A 16,781-nucleotide genomic window follows, 5' to 3' on the forward strand; every position below is an offset into this window, starting at 1 on the left:
GTAGAGGAAAAATTGGACTAAAAAATAAAAAGGCTGAGGAGCGAACCGTCACTCCTCAGCCTTTCTCAGCCTTCAGACGCCTTACAGCAGCCTACGCTGCATCCAGTTCATGCAGACGCGCCGCATGCTCCTGAATAGACGCTATCTCGTAGTCCGCATCCTTCACAGCCTTAATGGCTATGAGTGCGGCGAGGAACTCCATAGCAGTGGTAAACTGCGGAATGTCCGCCGCGATGGCCGCCGCACGGATAGAGTAACCATCCGAACGCGAAGAGCGCGAGCTCGGCGTATTCAAGATGAGGTCTATGGCACCTTCTTCGATGAGCTGCACGACGTTCTTTCCGAGAACGCCTTCGCCCGTCGCCGGCTCGAGATGCAGAGCGTCCGCATCCGCCGAACCATCCGCCGAACCAGCAGCCTCAGACTCAGAACCAGCAGACTCAGCCGGAACGTGCCGCGTCAGCTTATCGACCACCTGGACGTCCATGCCATAGCGGCGCAGCACAGAAGCCGTACCCTGCGTAGCCAGCAGGTTAAAGCCGAGCTCGAGCAAGCGCGCTGCCATGAGCGGAAGCTGGCGCTTATCCGTGTCATTCACAGAAATGAACACGTTACCACCCGTCGGCAGACCCGTCTCGTAGGCAGCTATCTGGCTCTTCGCGAAAGCGTGCGGGAAGTCACGGTCGAAGCCCATGACCTCACCCGTGGAACGCATCTCCGGCCCGAGGATCACGTCCACCGTCTTTCCAGCCTCCGTACGGAAGCGCTTAAACGGCAGAACCGCTTCCTTCACCGCCACTGGCTGACCAGGACGGATGTCTCCGCCGTCGCCTTCTGGAAGCAGCAGCCCGAGCGCGCGTGCCTGAGCGATGCTCTCCCCTGCCATAATGCGCGCTGCAGCCTTCGCCAAAGCCGTACCCGTAGCCTTCGAAGCGAACGGAACAGTACGCGATGCACGAGGATTCGCCTCGATAACGTACAGCGTGTTACTCATGAAGGCGAACTGCACGTTTATAAGCCCCTGCACGCCCACACCTTCAGCGATGGCTTCAGTGGCCTGACGCAGACGCTGAATCTGCGAGTCAGACAGCGTATTCGGAGGAAGCACGCACGCTGCGTCACCCGAGTGGACACCCGCTTCTTCGATGTGCTCCATAATGCCGCCGATGTACAGCTCATGGCCGTCATAGAGCGCATCCACGTCCACTTCGATGGCATCAGACAGGAACTTGTCGATGAGCAGTGGGGATGGAAGGCGTCCAGAAACCACGCGGTCTGCCTGCGCTTCCTTCAGCGCACGACCCACGTATTCCTTCAGCTGAGAGTCTTCGAAGACTATCTCCATGCCGCGTCCACCCAGCACGTACGATGGGCGCACGAGCACTGGGTAGCCGATGGAATGCGCGGCACTCAGAGCCTCGTCATAGGACAGAGCCGTGCCGTAGCGTGGAGCATTCAGGCCCTTTTCCGCCAGAATCTCACCGAAGAGCTCGCGGTTTTCTGCCAGGTCGATGGACTCTGGCGTGGTTCCGAGGATAGGCACGCCTGCAGCCTTCAGGCGAGCGGCGAGGGACAGTGGAGTTTGTCCACCCAGCTGCACGATGACGCCCTTCACCGGCCCCTGCTTCAGCTCTGCCTGGTAGATCTCGAGTACATCTTCAAAGGTGAGTGGCTCGAAGTACAGGCGGTCCGAGATGTCATAGTCGGTAGAAACGGTTTCCGGATTACAGTTCACCATAATGGTGTCATACGTCTTACCGAGCTCCTGAACGGCATGCACGCAGGTGTAGTCGAATTCGATACCCTGACCGATGCGGTTCGGACCAGAGCCGAGGATGATGACCGCTTCGCGCTCACGTGGACGCAGCTCCGACTCCTGAGCGTACGTGGAGTAATAGTACGGTGTCATCGCGTCGAATTCTGCTGCACAGGTATCCACCGTCTTATACACCGGACGAATGCCGTAGTTTTTTCTCAGCTCGCGGATCACGTCTTCACCCGGATCTCCGAGTCCGCGCAGGTGCGAGATCTGTACATCGCTTAAGCCCGCCTTCTTCGCGCGGCGCAGCAGCGCTGGGCTCAGAGCCTCGGTTTCACGCACTTCGGCGGCAGTGGCATTTATCTGCATGAGCTGGTCGATGAACCATGGGTCTATCTTCGTAGCCTCGAAGATCTGCTCGAGCGTAGCGCCGCCCCAGATGGCGCGCATCAGCTGCAGGTAGCGGTGCTCCGTCGGGACCTTTATGGAGGCGAGCAGCTCCTCTACTTCGTCAGCAGACGGCACCGGACCGTCCCAGTTAAAGCCGGCGTGACGCTTATCGATGGAGCGCATGGCCTTTCCGAGAGACTCCTGGAAGTTCCCCGCGAGAGCCATGGCCTCACCCACGGACTTCATGGACGTAGTGAGAGTCTCGTCCGCTCCTGGGAACTTTTCGAAAGCAAAGCGTGGGATCTTCGTCACCACGTAGTCGATGGTCGGCTCGAAGCTGGCCGGAGTGGTCTCAGTGATGTCATTCTGAATCTCATCCAGAGTGTAGCCGAGAGCCAGCTTCGCCGCTATCTTCGCGATAGGATAACCGGTGGCCTTCGAGGCGAGAGCCGAGGAGCGAGACACGCGTGGGTTCATCTCGATGACCACGATGCGTCCGTTCTGAGGGTTCACGGCGAACTGGATGTTACATCCGCCGGTATCCACTCCCACTCCGCGGATGATGGCTATGCCGATGTCGCGCAGCTTCTGGTACTCGCGGTCCGTGAGCGTAAAGACTGGCGCCACGGTGATGGAGTCACCCGTGTGCACACCCACCGGATCCACGTTTTCTATAGGGCATACCACGACCACATTATCCTTGCGGTCGCGCATGAGCTCGAGCTCGTACTCCTTCCAGCCTTCGAGGCCTTCTTCGATGAGTACTTCGTTCGTCGGCGAGTAGTGCAGGCCCGCTCCCGCTATGCGATGCAGGTCCTCGATATTTCGCGCGATTCCGGAGCCGAGACCTCCCATAGTGAAGCTCGGGCGTACCACGACAGGGTATCCCAGTTCGTCGTGAACGATGTGCTCCACTTCCTCCATAGAGTGTGCGATGAAGGAGCGTGCCGAGTCTCCGCCGGCTTCTTTCACGACTTCCTTAAAGAGCTCGCGGTCCTCGCCGCGGTCGATGGCTTCGAGGGATGCTCCGATGAGCTCCACGTTATACTTTTCGAGTACTCCCGCGTTACCGAGTGCTATGGCTGCGTTCAGCGCGGTCTGTCCGCCGAGCGTAGGCAGGAGCGCGTCCGGACGTTCTTTCGCGATGATGCGTTCGAGGATAGGCACGCTGAGCGGCTCGATGTACGTGGCGTCTGCCATCTCTGGGTCGGTCATGATGGTGGCCGGGTTCGAGTTCACGAGGATGACGCGTACGCCTTCCTCGCGCAGCACGCGGCACGCCTGCGTTCCCGAGTAGTCGAATTCTGCTGCCTGGCCGATGACGATAGGTCCGGAGCCTATGACCATGACGGACTGGATATCTGTGCGTTTAGGCATGAGTTTTTCCTTCTGGTACTGTGGTCAATTCTTCCTCTAGCGGGCTTCTTTCGCTTCACGCATCTGGTCGATGAAGCGGTCGAAGAGATAGGCAGCATCGTGAGGACCTGCAGCTGCTTCAGGATGGTACTGGACGGAGAATGCTGGGATATCGAGGCACTGCAGGCCTTCGACTACGTCATCATTCAGATCCACGTGGCTGACCTGGACGCGCCCGAAGTGGCCGTCTCCGTATGGGCTCGGCACAGGGTCTCCCTTCGGAGCATCCACAGCAAAGCCATGGTTATGTGCCGTGACTTCCACCTTACCCGTGGTCAGATCCTGCACAGGCTGGTTCACGCCGCGATGGCCGAACTTCAGCTTATACGTGCCGAAGCCGAGAGCACGACCCAGAAGCTGGTTACCGAAGCAAATGCCGAAGAATGGAATCTTCGCATCCAGTACCTGGCGGATCTGCTTCACTTCGAAGTCTGCGGTGGCTGGGTCTCCAGGGCCATTCGAGAAGAAGACACCATCTGGATGCAGCGCGGTTATCTCTTCCCAGGTGGTTCCTGCTGGGAGCACATGCACGCGGCAGCCGCGCTCAGCCATACGGTACGGGCTCATAGCCTTCACGCCGAGGTCGATGGACACCACGGTGTACAGCGGGTCCTTCCCCTCATACTCGCCCTGCGGTTCGACCACGTAAGATTCATTCGTGGATACTTCTTCTGAAAGATTCGCCCCCGCCATGAACTCGGAGTTCTGTACCACGTCGAGGAGGTCATCGATGCGCTTGAGGCGTCCAGATTCATCCACGAGTGCCTCGCCCGAGAAGATGCCTGCGCGCATGACGCCTGCAGAGCGCAGGTGGCGTACGAGCTGGCGAGTATCTATGTCTGCTATGCCCACGATGTTCTGGTCATTCAGGTCCTCATCCAGTGTGCGCTTCGCACGCCAGTTTGAGATTTGTGTGGCAGGGTCACGCACTACGTATCCTGCTACCCATATCTTCTGAGATTCGAGATCTTCATCGTTCACGCCTGTGTTACCGATGTGAGGGAAAGTCTGAACGACTATCTGGTGCGCATACGACGGGTCGGTGAGAGTCTCCTGGTAGCCAGTCATGGCTGTAGAGAAGACTATCTCACCCGTCGTCACACCTTGAGCCCCATAAGGGCGACCCACATAGACGTTCCCATCCTCCAGCACCAAAACGGCATCGTGGGTGGAAAAGATTTCTGGACTGATAACTGCAGAATCGTTACGATTCACGATGCCTCCTAAGCTACTGGGGAGTATAAGGTGGGTCTAGTTCCCTTGCGGGTCTTCAGTTATAGAATCGGCGGAGTCCTCCGCGGGAGAGAACAGGCTCTCCTCACTCGTGGGCTCGTCCGATGGAGTGTCTTCGGCAGGAGCAGATGCAGGAGCTGGTGCGTCCTGAGTAGGAGCGTCAGCGTCCGCTTCCTCAGCAGCAGCCAGAGCTGCGCGCTCATTCTGCCATGCTATTTCGTCAGCGAGAATCTCTGCAGACTTCTGGTCCACGGTGCTGAGTACACCGAAGAGCAGGTCTGGAGTATCCTCACCAGAGTATTTCTTCGCGAGCGAGAGCGCTTCATCGATAGCTACTCCCGCCTGGATCTCCTCGTTATAGAGAATCTCCCATGCTGCCATGCGCGCTAAAGCGCGGTCGATGGCAGGCATACGCTTCACTTCCCACGAGTTTAACGCTTCTCCGAGAGCCTTGTCTATAGTGCGGCGATGGGATGCCACACCACGCACTATCTCTATAGCGTAGGTGGGAAGTGGAGTCTGAGCACCTGGATACACGATACGAGCATCCAGGAGGTCAGTGAATTCCTGACCTCGGATGTCCGCTTCGAAGAGTGTATTCATGGCTCGCTTACGAGCTGTGGAACGTGCCATATCTTAGTGTGGTCCTTAGTTCCTACTCGCGCTTAGTTTTCACGACCGAGGTAGTCACCCGTACGGGTATCCACCTTCAGGCGCTCACCTTCATTAATGAAGAGAGGAACCTGAATCTCTGCACCGGTCTCCATAGTCGCTGGCTTCGTGCCTGCGGAAGAACGGTTACCCTGCAGACCTGGCTCGGTGTGAGCCACAGTGAGGATTACAGACGCTGGCAGATCCACAGACAGTGGGTTTCCTTCGTGGAAGGACACGATGCAGTCCGTACCCTCGAGGAGGAACTTTTCCTGCTCGCCGATGAGAGCTTCTGGGATGAACACCTGATCATAGGTGGTCATATCCATGAAGACGAAGTTATCTCCGTCCTTATAGGAGTACTGCAGAGTACGGTTATCCACCGTCTCGAACTCCATCTTCATACCGGCGTTAAAAGTCTTATCGACTATCTTTCCGGAAAGAACTTCCTTAATCTTCGTGCGCACGAAAGCAGGACCCTTACCTGGCTTCACGTGCTGGAATTCGATAACTGTCCACAGCTTGCCATCGAGGTTGATGACAGAACCGTTCTTAATGTCGTTAGAAGTCTGTGCCACTAAAATCACCCATTCAAAATCGGTTTTCCCGCATAGCGAACGCCAGCGGTAAACATAAATCTTTCTTATTATGCCATAGGGGCTTTACTGAATGACAGAGGTCGTGTTGGATGAGAGAAAATTGGCCTTCCTCTCGACCGTATGCTAAACTGAATACTTAAGTGTTCACGCGGACGTACCATGGCAGTACGCACGCATGCACGCGCTAAACCGACCGCAGTACGGGATGCTGGGAGATACCCGGCACGAAGGCTGTCCTAAGGGGAAGACCGTTTTGAGTACAGGAAAGCATAGAGTAAGCTCCGCTTCTGCACCAGTAACGCCATTTAATACGCAGAACGCCTTCGTGAAGGCGTCTCGACTCGCGCGCCAGCACATGACGCTCGTGAAGGCAGGCACCATAGCAGTGTCCTCGCTTCTCGTCATGGCTCTGGCTCATTCTGCCGCACCTACTTTCGCTACAGCTACCGGAAGCGACGCTGCTACCGGCCTGAGCGTGTCGCGTAGTTCCAGCCGTGCAGATTTGACCGCAGAAGTGGCCACTATTAATTACGTTCAGGGTGAAGAGTGGGACCTGAGCGCAGACAGTTCTTCGGTGAACATCACCTATCAGATGACGGACGAGCAGAAGAGCGCTCGTGAGAGCCTCATTCAGACGTATAACGCTGGTCAGACGGCATTCGGTTCGACCGGTTCTGCGTCGGATGCGTCGCGCGCTGCACTGAGCGCGGCGATGAATAACGCGTCTATACATCTGCAGGATGAGTCCACCGCTGTGGATACGTATAACGCAGATATCGCGTCGCTGAAGGAGACCATCGCGAAGGTGCAGTCTGAGCAGGCTTCTGCTGTGGCGGCTGCAGCGGCGGCTTCTCGTGCTGCTACAGCGAACGCTGGTTCGTCCTCGTCCTCGTCCTCGTCTTCTGTGGACGTGGGGACTGCGACGGGTACTGCTGCAGATTTGATCAATTATGCCATGTCCTTCGTGGGTACCCCATACCTGTGGGGCGGCACGACGACGGCTGGCTGGGACTGCTCTGGCTTCACGAGCTATGTCTTCAGGAAGTTCGGCATTAACCTGCCACGTACCTCGGGCGCACAGGCTACCGTGGGTACTCCTGTAGCATCGCTGGCCGAAGCTCAGCCGGGAGACATCATAGCGAATGGCACTCACGCAGCCATCTACATCGGAAACGGTAAGGTAGTGAATGCACTGAACTCGAACCTCGGCACGAAGGTGACGAACATGTCCGTGTTCACGGGTGGGTACTCCATCCGCCGCGTGCTGTAAAAAGTGCGAGGTTAGCGTAGGTAAGCGTGCGCTGAACGATTATCGTAAGGGCTGGAAGCAAAACCTGCTTCCAGCCCTTTTTCGTATGTGTCAGAGAAGATTTACTTTTCTCCCCCCCCTGTTACGCTGAAATACTAAGGAAGAGAGATGGAGTAGATTATGATGATACTAACGAAGATTCTTATCTGGGTGAAGACACATGTCTTCCTCGCTTCTGCTATAGCTGCATGCACAGCTATAGCAGTGATAGTTCCTGTAGCGTGGGCTGTACACAGTGCTGGATTCTCCCCTTTCCATGCTACACAGCAGGTTTCCACACAGAGTGCTCGCGGTCAGAAGTCTTCCGAAGCGAAAGATACGAAGAACGCGAAGAAAAAGTCTGATCAGACAGAAGATTCAGCTTCAAAGAAGGACACTACTCCAGCTCCTGCTCCTCAGCCGGTGTATACATATCAGGACATGCTGGATAGAGCAAATTATGTCATTCGAGCGCAGCAACAGCTTCTTGCGGAAAAACCATTTCATGACTACTTCCTTACTGGTATAAATGACATAATTCAAATTCCAGATGTAGCAGAAGTTTCTCAGATAGATCAAGCGGACCGTACACTCTATACTGCAGCGCAAGAAGCCTTTCATAGTAGCCAAGATTTAACCGCCACTGATATTAAAAATCATATGGATGCGATAAATAATGCTTGGGATGCTTATCAGAAGTCGCTGAACCATGCTCTGTATTTCTATCTTGAGCATAAAGTAAAGATGAGCGAGGATGATACAAAAAATATAATTTCAGTAATGAAGAAACTGGGTGGCTATCCGAAATCGTGCCTTGCACTAGAAAAAGAACCAATTTCTTATGCGAAGGATACCGCCACTATGGAGACTCATGATGCGCGCTATACCCTTCTGGATTCGTATAACTCATTCATGCAAAAATATGGTCAGTGTATGGGCTCACTGACTCCAGAACAGCAACAAGCATTATCAGATAACATTCCTCATCAGCCTTATGCTTCAGAGTGGTAAACCTGGCCATACCATATACGGCCAGTTGTTTGTAAATCATCTCATTCTAGGGCTCAAATCAGCTCCCCGAGGCTCCTTAGTGAGATGATTTACAAACAACTCGTCGGCACGTACATCTCTGTTCTACTTCACCAGCTCAGCGACCACTCCCAGCGCCACCTGTGCAGCCAGCCGCGCAGACGTATTCAGATCATTCTCTCGCCCATCAAGAGCTTCGTAGGATTCACCGCAGTCGTTACTCATCGAACGAATAATCACGTGCGGAATATCATTCTTATAGCACACATGCGATACTGCAGCGCCTTCCATTTCTTCGGCATCTGCATGGTCTTCATCGATAATCCGAGTCAGCACGGATGGCTCAGTACTGAACAAATTACTCGTCGCTACAGTGCCCACTGTATAGCGGTGTGCGGCGAGATTCTGCGTATGATCATCTATGTCTGAAGGAACCTCACGAATCCCCGACGGCGTATACATAAGTCCCGAAGCCCCTAAAACAGAAGCATTATTCTCCACGAAAGTCATCCCCGCATCGCGAGCCACACGTTCGGCGAGCGCGAGAAGTTCCGGAGTCGATCCGAACGTCTCACGGTATGGCGGGTCTTCAGCGATAATGCCTGTATCTGTATCCTCATAGACGAGAGTCTCAGCGAGCGCGATGTCGCCAAATCCGAGTCGAGCATTCAGATTCCCTGCTATACCCGTAAAGATCAGTGCATCCGCAGGCGCCCCCACCTCATATCGAGCCACTGTCAGCAGAGTCTGTGCAGCCGCAGCGATATTCGTGGTGCCCATGCCACCGAATGTGCTGAAGATATGCACATCACCGTCCTGATGATGCATGATGTCGAGTCCGCCTTCGTGCAGGACATCGCCGGGATATGTCTCCTGAATCAGCGCTATTTCGCGTGGAAGTGCGCTCAGAATTACTACTGTGCTCATACGAGTCATAGTATCAGGAGCATGTGAACGCTTGACTTTCCCACGACGGCATGAGACGATAGCTTGTATAAATGGATTGGGTTTGCTCGATCGGCGCCGGTTAACGACAGTTAATCGGCGCTTCTGTTTACTTCATCGCACCGTTATGACATACTTATAGCAAATAAATGGATCGGGAGTACCCTATCGGCGCCTTCACGACGGAAAACGAGTGAAGGCGCTTCTTTATGCGATGAGTAGTCCATTCTATCGCTCGAGAAATGCTTCGAGTGTACTTCATTATTATACCGTCTAGGCTACACTGGCAGTATGCACTCACTGAACTTCGCCACGCTCGTGCGCGCACTTTCGCAGGCCACGAATCGCAGCCTCGCTGGCAGTCGCGTGTTCTGTCATCCGGATGCTCTTTCCGTTCTTCCTGCCAATTTTTCCTCTCTTGCAGCCGTCTGGGGCATACGTATCGTCACAGATCCTGACGCTGCCTCTTCCTGCTCTATTCATCTTCATGCGCAGTATGCCGAGGTAGAGGGAGAAAGAATTGACTATACAGAACGCAGGCAGCTCGGCGAGCTCACCGCAGCCGAGCAGATAGACCGCGCGTATGCGGGCATGCCGGTGACGCGGCAGATAGCCGACGAACTGCTCGCCGAGCACACTCTCGAGGGCGAGCGCGTGGCAGTCAGCCTTATCATCGAGCCGAAGACGGCGGTGCTGCTACTCGAGCTGCAGCGGGCGGGCGCTCAGGTGGGCGTGTATGCCACGGCTGCCGAGGTGCATCAAGCCGTGGCGGACGAGCTCGCGCGGCGCGGTGTGAAGGTGTACGCGAACGCAGCGTGGACGCCAGAAGAGGAGCATGCCGGTGGGCTGCGGCTCCTGGACGAGCTGCAGCCCACCGTCATCATCGACGACGGTGCGAGCTTCGCGCGTCTCGCCAGCCTCGAACGGCCAGAGCTTCTCGCTCAGCTCAAGGGCGTCGCTGAGGAAACGACGTCCGGCGTGCGTGCCTTCGAGGCGATGGAAAAAGCCGGAGCGCTCACGTATCCGGTCATCGCGTCGAATGATTCGCAGCTGAAAACGGGCTTCGATAACGTACACGGCACGGGCGAGTCCTGCGTCACCACCTTCCTGAACGTCCTGGGCGACTCGTGGATAGACGACAGCGCGGCGCGAGGCGAGAAAATGGCCGTCATCGGGTACGGCCCCGTGGGACGCGGATTCGCTGTGCGCATGCGCTCGCTCGGCGCACACGTGGTCATCGTGGAGCGCAGTGCCACCGCCGCACTCAAAGCACAGTATGATGGTTTCGACGTCCTGCCCCTCGCCGAGGCTGCACGCGCATGCTCCTGCCTCATCAGCGCTACCGGCGTGGTCCATACGCTGGACCTCGCCACGCTTCAGAGCTTGAACGACGGGACAGTGCTCGGCGTCATCGGCGGAATAGCGAACGAGATAGCACTCGACGAGCTCACAGCGCTTACGGGACAGCACATCTCTCCTGCTGTGCCGCTCACGCAGCTTCAGCTCGATACCAGCCTCGATGCCGGCAGCGATACTGGCCGCGGTGCCTCGGGAAGCCGTAACGCGCAGCTCATCGCCAGTGGCGACGGGATGAACTACACGGTCAGCGGTGGAAATCCCATCGAAATCATGGACATGAGCTTCGCCGTGCAGCTGAATGCCGTGCGCATGCTCGTGGAGGAAGCGGACACATCCCAGGGAGCGTCCGGCAGCCAGCTCCCCCACGCCGTCATCCGCCTCGACGCTGCCACGGACGAGCGCATCGCCCGCTCAGCACTGAAAGCTCGCGGCGCTCAGATAGACGAGCAGCGCGAGATGGTCACGGACTGGACACGCACCCGCTTTAGCGCACCTACCACCACATCTGCCACGCATACCACACCCGAGGAGGCCTCCCATGGCGAGCATGCATGATCTGAATCCCGTCGTCGTCTACTCTGCATCCCTCGTCCTTCCGGTGACAGCGCCGGCGCTGCCGCACGGAGCCGTGGCCGTCTATCTGAACCGCGTGGTGCACGTGGGCACGCGCGAGTGGGTGCTCAAGGCGTTATCCGAGGGGCCGCTGCGCTCGAAGCGCGTGGTGGAGCGCCACTGGGATGGTATTCTCCTGCCCGGCCTCGTGAATGCGCACACGCATTTGCAGTACACAGGCATGGCGTCCGTGGGCCAGCAGGAGTATGGCAGCTTCCAGGAATGGAGCGACGCTTTCGACGTCATTTACGATGACGATGCGCTCGACAAGCCGTGGAAAGACTGGGCATATGACGGCGCGCGCCAGCTCGTCGAGTACGGTACCACGGCTGCTGCGGACATCACCACGGATCTCGAAGCGGCCGGAGCTCTCTTCTCGCAGCGCATGCATGGCATCACGTATCTCGAGGTGATGGGCTGGGAGAATGATAACTGGAATGCGAGCGGCCCGGAGTGGCTGCGCGACCTCGTGGAGCAGGCGTCGCAGGAGGGCGAGGCGGCGGACATCGGCATCAGCCCGCACGCGCCGTATTCGCTTGAGTCCGCGCCGTTCCTCGATTTGCCGGACATCGCGCGGTCTATGGGCATGCGTCTGCATATTCATTTGGGCGAGACGCCGAGCGAGTCGGGCGACGCGGAGGACCTCTACTCGCCGGTTTCGCGCTCGTGGCGTTCGCATCATTGGGATAGTTATCCGCAGCTGAAGTCGTCCGGCGTGCATGTGTCTGCTATCCAATTCGTCGATCAGCTCGGCAGTCTCGGACCGGATATCCACATCGCTCACGGTGTATATGCGGACGCTGAGGACCGGCGTATCTTACGTCAGCGCGGAGTGGGTGTGGCACTGTGCCCACGCTCGAACCGCATTACCTGCACACAGAAGGATGCTCCTGTGGCAGACTACCTGCGCGAAGGAAATCTCGTCTCCGTGGGCACCGACTCCCTGTCCTCCTCCCCGAGCCTGGACGTGCTCGATGATGTATCCATGCTCTACGACCTCGCGCGTGAGCAGGGTTATGAGGGAGCCGACCTCAGCCACCGGCTCATCCGCATGATGACGCTCGGCGGTGCAGAAGTGATGGGACTGAACATCGGTCCGAAGCGCATAGGCCAGATAAATGCCGGCGCTCTGGCAGACTTCGCTTTCCTCGACATTCCTGTGGACTTGAGCTCAGACGAAGCCTACGAGGATACTCTCGAACGCCTCGTGCGCGAAGGCTCGGGAACGAACCGCGCCACGGTCATCTCTGGCCGCGTGGCGCATAATAACGACGCTTTTTAGATTTGAGAAAAGGAGACGTGTACTCACATGCGCGACCTGAACCCTACCACCGCAGTACATGCGGACCTTATCCCACCGCTGAGCTCCTACGCGCAGCAGCTCATCTCCTCGCTGGACCTCAGCGCGCATCCCGAAGGCGGCTGGTACCGCCGCACGTGGCAGAGCCCCCTCGGATATGCAAACACTGACCGTCCTCTCGCCTCTCTCATCTACTTCCTCCTGCCTCAAGGAGATTACAGCGACTGGCATCTCGTGGATGCCGACGAGCTCTGGCTCTGGCATGGTCCTGGAGCGCTGGAGATAGACGTGTGTGATGAGGATCCACGCACACTTTCTGCTGAGGAGCTAGCCGCGCGCTCCACGCGCACGCGCCTCGCCCTCAGTGATGCCGAGCACACCACGCAGTGCCTTGTGAAAGCCGGCCAGTGGCAGCGCACTCTGCCTACCTCAGCGGATGCTCTCGCCTCCTGTGTGGTCTCGCCAGGATTTACTTTCGAGGGTTTTACCGTCATCGACTAAACACGGATGATACGAAAGGGGGCAGCTCGACGCGAGCTGCCCCCCCCCGATAGCTGATAAGAAGAGGGAAAATTGGCCTAACGAAAAAGCCTACTCCTCCTCGCTCCAGACGTCCTTCGCGAGCGCGAACACAGCCCACGCTACAGGCCATCCCGCGTAAAACGCCGCGTGGGTGATGATAGCCGCAATCTCCTCGCGGGTAATGCCGTTATCCTTCGCGTACTGCAGATGATGCCGCAGCGCATCCGTGATGAGCCCGCGGCCCATGAACACGGAAATGACGATGGTCGAGCGGGTCTTCATGTCCAGCGTCTCGTCCGCCCAGACCTCACCGAAAAGAACGTCATCATTCACCTGAGCAAAAGTAGGTGCGAACTCGCCGAGCTGCGTACGGCCGGCCGTCTGCTTCATATCGCGCATAATCGTCTCCTTTATGAAAAATTAATCGTCCAGTTCAGCGTACGCCTGCTCATCCACAGGCTCATACCACTCGGTCGCGCCCGAAGTGATGGCGATGTGCGAGAACCAGCTGTTCTTCCCCGCGCCATGCCAGTGCTTCACACCGCGACGCACCACATAAACGTCACCCGGACGCATGCGGACAGGCTCCTTACCTTCCTCCTGCACCCAGCCTTCACCACCCGTGCACAGCAGCACCTGGTAGCCGGTGGTATGCGCGTGCCAGTGGTTAATGCAGCCAGGCTCGAAGCTCACCTGAGCCATACCCCAGTCTATGTTCTCTTCAGGCGAAACTAATCCACGGAGGAAGGACGCGCCCGTAAAGTACTGCGCGTATGCTTCGTTCGCTTCTCCAAAACCGAAGACATTCTCTTTTACTTCTTTTTCGAACTTCATAAGGTTATCGCTTTCCTGTGTGGTATTTTCCATGCTTCCACTGTATCGCTGGAACGCGTTCTAAATTATGCATATACCCATAAAGCGCGAAACTGGTCATTTTATGCGTGTTCAGCCTTGTGCTTGTACGGGGGCATTCGTTATCCTGAAGGAGCAGATTACATCAGAGAGAAAATGGGAGTTCTGCATGATTAACAAGGCACACCTTGCTCGTACTATCCTCGCTGGCGCTACTGCTGCACTGCTCGCTTTCACGGCGGCGTGCGGTTCTACTTCTGCTTCCAGCACTTCCGAAACCGTCACCGAAGGTAAGCTGACCATCGCTACCGGCGAGCCAGCATACAGCCCATGGGTTCTGAATAATAAGCCAGAATCGGGTGAAGGCTACGAAGCAGCTGTGGCATACGCAGTGGCGAAGGAGCTGGGCTACGACCAGAAGGACGTCGTGTGGACTCGCTCCACTTTCGACTCGGCCATCGCACCAGGCGCGAAGGACTGGGATATGAACATCCAGCAGTTCTCCATCACCGAGCAGCGTAAGCAGGCCGTGGACTTCTCCCCGAGCTACTATAACACCACGCAGGCTCTCGTGGTGAAGGGTGATAATAAGTTCGCTTCTGCTACGTCGCTGGCAGATATTAAGGATGCCGTCATCGGCGCCATGTCTGGTTCCACATCCTACCTCGTGGCGAAGGATAAGATTAAGGAAGACATCAAGCTCTATAATAATAACGATGATGCTGTGGCAGCCCTGAAGAACGGCCAGATAGACATCCTCGTGGTGGACACTCCTACATCTGTGAACATGGTGGAGTCGAAGCAGACGGGTGATAATGGTAAGGTTCTCGGCCAGATAAACGGTTCTGAGGATCCGAACGGCCAGGGCATCGTGCTTCCTAAGGGTTCGAAGCTCACCGATAAGGTGACGAAGGCTGTGAATAAGCTCTCTGAGGACGGCACCCTGAAGCAGCTGCAGGAAAAGTGGCTCTCTGAGTACACGAACATTCCTGTTTTGAAGTAAGACGTTTCGTCTGGCGGCATGGCGCGGTATGCGCTGTGCCGCTTTTACTTTTTCTGTCAATTCTTCCTCGTCTTACTCTATGACCCCGTGCGCACCGAAAATGTATACCTCGCGGTATGATGAAAGTGTTCACACTCCTTAATTCGCCTAGACACAAAAAGAGACATTATCTATGGCTACTTTCGACCCTTCCACAGTCAGTACTGTCGAGCTCGAACGCGAGAAGTACCGCAAGTCTGAAGGATTAAAATCCGTGATCACGAGTGTCGTCAGCGCTCTCGTCCTCGTGGCTGTTATCACCGTTAGTTTACAGAATTCTCCTGGCTGGCAGCAGGTGAAGCTCACCTTCTTTAACTGGGATGTCTTCGTCCAGTCCATTCCAGCCGTAGGTCAGGGCTTGCTCCTGAACCTCCAGGTCCTTTTCTTCGCCGTCATAGGCGTGGCCATCCTCGGCACTCTTCTGGCACTTCTGCGCACGAGCCGCAGCGCCGTTATGCTTCCTCTGCGCTGGATAGCAGCATTCTACACCACCATTATGCGTGGTATTCCTATGCTCGTGGTGCTCTACCTCATCGGTTTTGGTGTGCCAGGTCTGGTCACCAGCCGCATCTCTCCTACTCTTCTGGGTACCGTAGCCGTGATTCTGAGCTACTCGGCGTACATCGCTGAAGTGCTGCGTGCCGGTTTTAACGACGTGCACCCGTCTCAGCGTGCAGCCGCTCGCTCCCTGGGTCTGACGAACCTGCAGACTATCCGCATGGTGGTCATCCCTCAGGCCCTGCGTAAGGTGGCTCCTGCTCTCATGAATGACTTCATCTCCATGCAGAAGGACGTGGGTTTGATCTCCACTCTGGGCGCTGTGGATGCCATCCGCTCTGCTCAGATTATGCAGGCCACCACCTATAACTTCACACCATATGTGACTGCTTCGGTGGCATTTATCTGCCTGAGTGTGCCATTCATTCTGCTGAATGACTGGTATTCTGCGAGACTGCGTAAGCGCGAGCTGAATGGAGGTACAGTCTGATGACGAAAGATACGAAAGCAGTCCTTCGCCTGGATAAGGTGACGAAGGCATATGGAAAGAATCTCATTCTCGACCACCTCAGCTTCGACGTGCACGAGCACGAAGTGGTGGCGCTGCTCGGCCCATCGGGCTCGGGTAAGTCCACTCTCATGCGCTGTGTGAACCTGCTCGAGCGTGTGAACGATGGTCAGATCTGGCTGGGGGACACGGACATTACCGATCCTCGCATTAACGAGAACGCTATCCGCGCACGCATCGGCGTGGTGTTCCAGCAGTTTAATCTCTTCCCGCACATGACGGTGATGGAGAACATTATCCTCGCCTCCACCCATGTGCTCAAGCGCGATAAGCAGGAAAGTATCGATAAAGCCATGTCCCTGCTCGAGCGCATCGGCATGGATAAGAAGGCGAAGTCCTTCCCTGACCGTCTCTCTGGTGGACAGCAGCAGCGTGTGGCCATCGTGCGCGCACTCATGACGGATCCTGAGCTGCTCCTCCTCGACGAAATCACTTCTGCACTCGACCCTATGCTCGTGGGTGAAGTGCTGGAGATGGTGATGGAGCTGAAGGAACAGGGCACCACTATCCTCATGGCTACGCACGAGATGAGCTTCGCTCATCAGGCTGCAGACCGCATCGTTCTGCTACGAAACGGCCACATTATAGAAAATGGTACGCCGCAGGAAGTCATGGAGGAATCGCAGAATCCTCAGACGCGCGAGTTCTTCAGCTACTTTAGGAACCTGTAGGACTGTCTGCGCGTATAAGCGTGGGGGCTGGGCACGCGATGTGCTCA

The 16,781-nt window shown here is 56.5% G+C and carries 15 protein-coding genes; 8 read left to right on the forward strand and 7 right to left on the reverse strand.

Annotated elements, in window-relative coordinates:
- Positions 1-91 precede the first annotated feature (91 nt).
- From carB to efp, 4 genes are read right to left on the reverse strand one after another with little or no spacing between them, the layout of a single operon-like run.
- The gene (gene carB / locus ALMA_RS06365; protein WP_094726869.1) at positions 92-3,526 is read right to left on the reverse strand and encodes a carbamoyl-phosphate synthase large subunit; all 3,435 of its coding nucleotides are present in this window, start codon (positions 3,524-3,526) and stop codon (positions 92-94) included.
- Between the two features lie 36 nt (positions 3,527-3,562).
- Positions 3,563-4,780 carry a glutamine-hydrolyzing carbamoyl-phosphate synthase small subunit gene (carA, locus tag ALMA_RS06370; RefSeq protein ID WP_094726870.1) on the reverse strand — a complete coding sequence of 406 codons (1,218 nt, stop codon included), beginning with the start codon at positions 4,778-4,780 and terminating at the stop codon, positions 3,563-3,565.
- 36 nt (positions 4,781-4,816) lie between these two features.
- A complete protein-coding gene (nusB, locus tag ALMA_RS06375) occupies positions 4,817-5,431 on the reverse strand; it encodes a transcription antitermination factor NusB (RefSeq protein WP_094726871.1) in 615 nt (204 codons plus the stop codon).
- A gap of 32 nt (positions 5,432-5,463) precedes the next feature.
- Entirely contained in the window at positions 5,464-6,027 is a 564-nt protein-coding gene (gene efp / locus ALMA_RS06380; protein ID WP_086106039.1) for an elongation factor P, read from the reverse strand.
- A 274-nt stretch (positions 6,028-6,301) separates the two neighbouring features.
- Between efp and ALMA_RS06385 the strand changes: the two genes are divergently transcribed.
- A complete protein-coding gene (locus ALMA_RS06385) occupies positions 6,302-7,318 on the forward strand; it encodes a C40 family peptidase (RefSeq protein WP_244568901.1) in 1,017 nt (338 codons plus the stop codon).
- Positions 7,319-7,477: 159 nt separating this feature from the next.
- A complete protein-coding gene (locus ALMA_RS06390) occupies positions 7,478-8,347 on the forward strand; it encodes a hypothetical protein (protein WP_148140281.1) in 870 nt (289 codons plus the stop codon).
- A 123-nt stretch (positions 8,348-8,470) separates the two neighbouring features.
- On the opposite strand, the gene ALMA_RS06395 is transcribed toward ALMA_RS06390, so the two are convergent.
- Complete coding sequence (locus ALMA_RS06395) at positions 8,471-9,292, reverse strand: 5'-methylthioadenosine/S-adenosylhomocysteine nucleosidase family protein (protein ID WP_158520679.1); 822 nt, start codon at positions 9,290-9,292, stop codon at positions 8,471-8,473.
- 309 nt (positions 9,293-9,601) lie between these two features.
- Between ALMA_RS06395 and ALMA_RS06400 the strand changes: the two genes are divergently transcribed.
- The 3 genes from ALMA_RS06400 to ALMA_RS06410 are packed head-to-tail and all read left to right on the forward strand — an operon-like array spanning position 9,602 to position 13,082.
- Positions 9,602-11,224, forward strand: coding sequence for an adenosylhomocysteinase (locus tag ALMA_RS06400; RefSeq protein ID WP_094726874.1), 1,623 nt, complete (start codon positions 9,602-9,604; stop codon positions 11,222-11,224).
- Positions 11,208-12,563, forward strand: a complete 1,356-nt coding sequence (locus ALMA_RS06405; protein ID WP_094726875.1) for an amidohydrolase family protein — start codon at positions 11,208-11,210, stop codon at positions 12,561-12,563. Before ALMA_RS06400 ends, ALMA_RS06405 begins: the two co-directional genes overlap by 17 nt.
- Before the next feature lie 27 nt (positions 12,564-12,590).
- Positions 12,591-13,082 (forward strand): cupin domain-containing protein, encoded by a 492-nt coding sequence (locus tag ALMA_RS06410; RefSeq protein WP_094726876.1) that lies wholly within the window; start codon positions 12,591-12,593, stop codon positions 13,080-13,082.
- Positions 13,083-13,172: 90 nt separating this feature from the next.
- On the opposite strand, the gene ALMA_RS06415 is transcribed toward ALMA_RS06410, so the two are convergent.
- Both ALMA_RS06415 and ALMA_RS06420 read right to left on the reverse strand, forming a co-directional pair.
- On the reverse strand, positions 13,173-13,502 hold the full coding sequence (locus ALMA_RS06415) for a carboxymuconolactone decarboxylase family protein (protein ID WP_094726877.1): 330 nt from the start codon (positions 13,500-13,502) through the stop codon (positions 13,173-13,175).
- Between the two features lie 21 nt (positions 13,503-13,523).
- Complete coding sequence (locus ALMA_RS06420; protein ID WP_169712321.1) at positions 13,524-13,970, reverse strand: cupin domain-containing protein; 447 nt, start codon at positions 13,968-13,970, stop codon at positions 13,524-13,526.
- Positions 13,971-14,124: 154 nt separating this feature from the next.
- On the opposite strand from ALMA_RS06420, the gene ALMA_RS06425 reads away from it, so the two are divergent.
- From ALMA_RS06425 to ALMA_RS06435, 3 genes are all read left to right on the forward strand, one after another.
- Positions 14,125-14,958: an ABC transporter substrate-binding protein gene (locus tag ALMA_RS06425; RefSeq protein WP_094726878.1), complete on the forward strand. Its 834-nt coding sequence runs from the start codon at positions 14,125-14,127 to the stop codon at positions 14,956-14,958.
- A 172-nt stretch (positions 14,959-15,130) separates the two neighbouring features.
- Complete coding sequence (locus ALMA_RS06430; protein WP_086106048.1) at positions 15,131-15,985, forward strand: amino acid ABC transporter permease; 855 nt, start codon at positions 15,131-15,133, stop codon at positions 15,983-15,985.
- Entirely contained in the window at positions 15,985-16,734 is a 750-nt protein-coding gene (locus ALMA_RS06435; RefSeq protein WP_094726879.1) for an amino acid ABC transporter ATP-binding protein, read from the forward strand. The genes ALMA_RS06430 and ALMA_RS06435 overlap by 1 nt, the downstream gene beginning before the upstream one ends.
- The last annotated feature ends 47 nt before the right edge of the window (positions 16,735-16,781 follow it).

The organism is Alloscardovia macacae (assembly GCF_002259705.1).
In the GTDB taxonomy this organism is placed as follows: domain Bacteria; phylum Actinomycetota; class Actinomycetes; order Actinomycetales; family Bifidobacteriaceae; genus Alloscardovia; species Alloscardovia macacae.

Excerpts from the sequence above, each read along its gene's own strand:
- ALMA_RS06410 (WP_094726876.1), top strand. The coding sequence starts at position 12,591 with ATGCGCGACCTGAACCCTACCACCGCAGTACATGCGGACCTTATCCCA.
- carB (WP_094726869.1), bottom strand. The coding sequence starts at position 3,526 with ATGCCTAAACGCACAGATATCCAGTCCGTCATGGTCATAGGCTCCGGA.
- ALMA_RS06420 (WP_169712321.1), bottom strand. The coding sequence starts at position 13,970 with ATGGAAAATACCACACAGGAAAGCGATAACCTTATGAAGTTCGAAAAA.
- ALMA_RS06400 (WP_094726874.1), top strand. The coding sequence starts at position 9,602 with ATGCACTCACTGAACTTCGCCACGCTCGTGCGCGCACTTTCGCAGGCC.
- ALMA_RS06425 (WP_094726878.1), top strand. The coding sequence starts at position 14,125 with ATGATTAACAAGGCACACCTTGCTCGTACTATCCTCGCTGGCGCTACT.
- ALMA_RS06435 (WP_094726879.1), top strand. The coding sequence starts at position 15,985 with ATGACGAAAGATACGAAAGCAGTCCTTCGCCTGGATAAGGTGACGAAG.
- ALMA_RS06405 (WP_094726875.1), top strand. The coding sequence starts at position 11,208 with ATGGCGAGCATGCATGATCTGAATCCCGTCGTCGTCTACTCTGCATCC.
- ALMA_RS06390 (WP_148140281.1), top strand. The coding sequence starts at position 7,478 with ATGATGATACTAACGAAGATTCTTATCTGGGTGAAGACACATGTCTTC.
- nusB (WP_094726871.1), bottom strand. The coding sequence starts at position 5,431 with ATGGCACGTTCCACAGCTCGTAAGCGAGCCATGAATACACTCTTCGAA.
- ALMA_RS06430 (WP_086106048.1), top strand. The coding sequence starts at position 15,131 with ATGGCTACTTTCGACCCTTCCACAGTCAGTACTGTCGAGCTCGAACGC.
- ALMA_RS06415 (WP_094726877.1), bottom strand. The coding sequence starts at position 13,502 with ATGCGCGATATGAAGCAGACGGCCGGCCGTACGCAGCTCGGCGAGTTC.
- ALMA_RS06395 (WP_158520679.1), bottom strand. The coding sequence starts at position 9,292 with ATGAGCACAGTAGTAATTCTGAGCGCACTTCCACGCGAAATAGCGCTG.